This is a genomic window from Mesorhizobium sp. M5C.F.Ca.IN.020.32.2.1 (genome assembly GCF_004023105.1).
In the GTDB taxonomy this organism is placed as follows: domain Bacteria; phylum Pseudomonadota; class Alphaproteobacteria; order Rhizobiales; family Rhizobiaceae; genus Mesorhizobium; species Mesorhizobium wenxiniae.
Genome location: NZ_RZSX01000656.1, coordinates 1 through 3,725 on the forward strand (window position 1 = coordinate 1; position 3,725 = coordinate 3,725).

Here is a 3,725-nt window from a genome sequence, read left to right on the forward strand (position 1 = left end):
ATCATATTATCCGGGTCGAGCGACAAAGCGCGATCGATTGCCGCTTCCACCTGTTCGCGGTCGTCGAGCAGGAACGCAATTTGTGCCCTGAGGGCGGGCAGCGTCGGATCACCGGGATAGCGCCGTTCGGCTCTTTCGAGAACGGCAATTGCAGCTTTGAGGTCGACCAGAAATCCGGCCGTCAGAGCCTCGGCGATGGCCGCGGCGACGCCGGCATCCGCATTAACCGGCGGAGCTTCGATATGGCTGGGGTCAGCCAGCGAGCGCGCATAGTAGCCGCCATAGCGCGCCATGACACGCCGGCTGGGATCGAGACGCGGCGCCGCGCGTTCGAACAGATGCGCCGCCTCGGCATAGCGCTGTTCGGCGCCGGCGATCAACGCGTCGATCAGATCGAGCCGGGCTCCCTGCTCGCGCGTCAGCGGGAATTGTCGCGCCTGCCTGGCCGCGTCGCGCGCCGCTTCCCGCCCTTCAAAGTCAAGATTAACCTCGGCCAATGTCACCCAGTCCTCGGCGGATCGGGACGACTGCTCCATCGCCTTTATCCTGGCGCGCGCCTTGCGCATGTCCAGGCTCGACAATGCCGATGCTGGCAGGACGGTGAAAGCGTCGCGCAAGGAGTAGTAGAACAGCATCTGCTCGCGGTCGTCCGAATCGACGATGACGACCTTCGTCGGCGCCGAGCCGATGGTGGCCGCCGCGGCTTCGCCTTCGGCGACGCTGACCGAGCCGAATTCGTTGGCGAGTTCTACCGTGCCTTCCAGCACGATCAGCGAGGTGCGGCCGTTGCCGTCGACGGTCATCGTCCAGTCGGTGCCGCGGATGGCGGCGGCGGCGGCGGGCGTGTCGATGGTCAGCCCTTCGCCGCCGCGCTCTGCTCGCGCCCAGATGGTGCCGCTCTCCAGCTTGAACTCGGTGTCGGACGCCGCGCCGATCTTTTTGACCAGGAGCGTCGTATTGCGGCCAAGCCGCATCTGGGTGCGGTCGGCAAACAGCACTGCTAGGCTGCCGGTGGCGTTGGTGCGCAGATAGTCGCCGGGGACGACGTCCTGCCTGAGATCGACCACCTGCCAAGAGGCGAATTCTAGGAAGCGCACTTCCTCGCCCGATTTGCGGGCAATGACCGACCCGGCCGCCGGCTGGTTGCGCGGCACGACATCGGCCGCCGCCGGCTGGATGCCGACGAGCGCCGTCAACAACAGCGAAAAACTTACCGGCCCCCGCATCGCAGTTCTGAAGCGCGCCCCCTCTTCATACGGCTTTATGACGGTTCATTCATCGAACTGTCAAATACTCCGTTGCAGCAGATCGCCGAACACGGCAAACGTTGCTGCCCGGACACACAGCATCGGAAAACAGGCGCTATGGTCCGGGCGGCTATGTCCTATAAGCAGTTGAGTGAAGGGAGTTCAAAGTGGGACCAGCTTCGTCGCTTGAAAACCGGTGGCTGACCGACGCCAGCTGCTTCTGGACAGCGTCGTCCAGACTGTGAAAAGACTGAGGGCGTAGCCCTCCGCAACTCCGCTTTGGGTGACTCCGACCAATGCGCGAAGGGCAGCTTTGCAGGAGCGCCCTGAAGGTCGCGTTATGGCGCAACAACGATGTCCAAGGTGGTCGCCGGCAACGTCCGCTATCGGGCAACAGCTAAAATCACCTCAACGGCCGACATCAGGCGCAAAGCGGACAGGTTCCACGATTGGCCTGTGCGCAGTTAATCGTCGACCACGATACTAGAGCGGTTCATCGTTTCACGGAAACGCCGAACCGCTCTATCTCTTTGTTTTTGCGCAATTCCGGACGGAAAACCGTTCACACTTTTCCTAGAATTGCTCTAAGGTATCAGCACGACCTTGCCGGTCGAGCGACGCTCCTCCAGCGAGCGATGTGCTTCGGCTGCCTGGTCGAGCGGATAGCGGCCGCCCTGCGTCACAAGCTGGCCGCTGGCGGCCAGGTGGAAAAGCTCCGACAGGCCGGCCCTGAGGCCATCGGCAGAGAGCAGCGGAAGCAGGGCAAAACCTCGCAAGGACTGGTTTCGGGTGATCATCGCTTCCAGTTCCGCAGCGCCGATCGCGTATCTGCCGAGCGCGGCAAAGACCAACTCTCCGCCAGGCGCGAGAGCTTGCAGCGACGCCGCCGTCACCGGGCCGCCGACAATGTCGTAGACGACATCGACGCCGGCGCCGCCTGCCGCTTTCCGGACACGCGCGGGCCAATCCGACGTGCTGTAGTCGACCGCGGCATCGGCCCCAAGCGACAGGGCAAGATCGAGCTTGGCCCTGCTGCCGGCGACCGCGATCACGGTGCTGGCGCCCTGGCTTTGGCGAGCTGGACAAGCAGCGAGCCGACACCGCCCGCGGCTGCAGTGACCAGCACCGATTTGCCGGCTGGCGGGCTTTGCCGCAGCAGATGAAAAGCCGTCAGCCCCTGCACCATCAAGCTCGTCGCGTCTTCGAACGAGAGCGCGTCGGGCAAAGGCACGGCCAGCTTTGCGTCGATCGTGACATAGTCGGCATAGCCGCCAAACGGGCGCTTCGAAGCGAACAGCGGCGCCGCAACGCGTGTTTCGGTCAGCGAGATGTCCACCCCTTGACCAAGCGCCTCCACGGTCCCGGCAGCCTCGACGCCGAGAATGACAGGCAAGTCCGGCGTCACCGCGTAGCGATCCCCGCGCATCAGCACTTCGAAGAAATTCACGCCGGCCGCGCGAACACGGATCAGCACTCGCCGGCCTCCGGCAGCGGCTTCGGCATTTCTACGACGTCGAAGATGTCGGGACCGCCGAAACGGTTCAGTTGAATGGCTCTCATGGCATGCACCCATCGCTATGGCATCGGCTGCTGTTTGCCACTATCTGCCTGATCGCGACTACACACTCATTTGTCCCCTGCTGACCAGGAGGTGACCATGGCCAAGCTGGCCAAAAGGCTGCAAACCAAGAGACTGCCTCTGCTGCCGGCGGAACGCGCCCTGAAAGTGATCTCGGGCCGATGGAAGGCTGTTATTCTCTACCATCTCTTCGACGGCCCCCGAAGGCTTTCGGTGCTGAAGACGCTGGTTCCCGATATCACCCAGAAAGTGCTGATCCAGCAGCTTCGTGAAATGGAGGAACACGGTCTTGTCAGACGCGAGATCTTTGCCGAAATTCCCTCGCGCGTCGAATATTCGGCGACGCGACTCGGCCTTAGCCTCGAGCCTATCCTTTTGGCGCTCTGCGAGTGGGGCCAGCACCATGCGGGTGAGCTGAACGAAATGGACCGCCTTGCCGATTGCATCATCAGGCCTCGGCAGCCGCGGCAGCCAGCCTTAGCCTAATCAAAAAGGGGCGACGCAAGCGCCGCCCCGGAATCCTTGGGAGGATTGTTCTGGTCTGCGGTTCAGGCCGCCTTGACTTCCTCGGCCACCGCGTCAGCCTGACGCGCCGCCTTCAGCACTTTGGCCCACCATGCAACGTCGTTGACCAGCGCGGTCGCCGCCTGGTTCAGGTGCTCAAGCTCGTCGAGCTTCTTTTCACCTTGCCTGACGGCGAGGAAATCGGCCCAGGCAATATGGACGGCGGACTTGACCGGCGCCATCTGCAGCTCAACCGCATGCAGCCTCAGCTGCTCGACGGCCCGCGCGCCGCCGACGCTGCCATAGCCGACGAAGCCGGCCGGCTTCTTATTCCATTCATTGGCGGCGTAGTCGATCGCGTTCTTCAGCACGGCGGTCGGGCCATGGTTGTATTC

At 63.2% G+C, this 3,725-nt stretch carries 3 protein-coding genes and 1 pseudogene; 1 reads left to right on the top strand and 3 read right to left on the bottom strand.

What is annotated here, in order from left to right; genetic code table 11:
* Together EOA86_RS26390 and EOA86_RS26395 are read right to left on the bottom strand one after the other, a co-directional pair.
* Nucleotides 1-1,226 (bottom strand): FecR family protein (locus EOA86_RS26390; protein ID WP_206630137.1); only part of this gene is annotated, 1,226 nt, incomplete at its 3' end.
* Between the two features lie 605 nt (nt 1,227-1,831).
* A pseudogene (locus EOA86_RS26395) lies at nt 1,832-2,807 on the bottom strand (zinc-binding dehydrogenase).
* 97 nt (nt 2,808-2,904) lie between these two features.
* Between EOA86_RS26395 and EOA86_RS26400 the strand changes: the two are divergent.
* On the top strand, nt 2,905-3,312 hold the full coding sequence (locus tag EOA86_RS26400) for a helix-turn-helix domain-containing protein (protein ID WP_128344374.1): 408 nt from the start codon (nt 2,905-2,907) through the stop codon (nt 3,310-3,312).
* A 62-nt stretch (nt 3,313-3,374) separates the two neighbouring features.
* On the opposite strand, the gene EOA86_RS26405 is transcribed toward EOA86_RS26400, so the two are convergent.
* Nucleotides 3,375-3,725 (bottom strand): NADPH-dependent FMN reductase (locus EOA86_RS26405; RefSeq protein ID WP_164891995.1); only part of this gene is annotated, 351 nt, incomplete at its 5' end.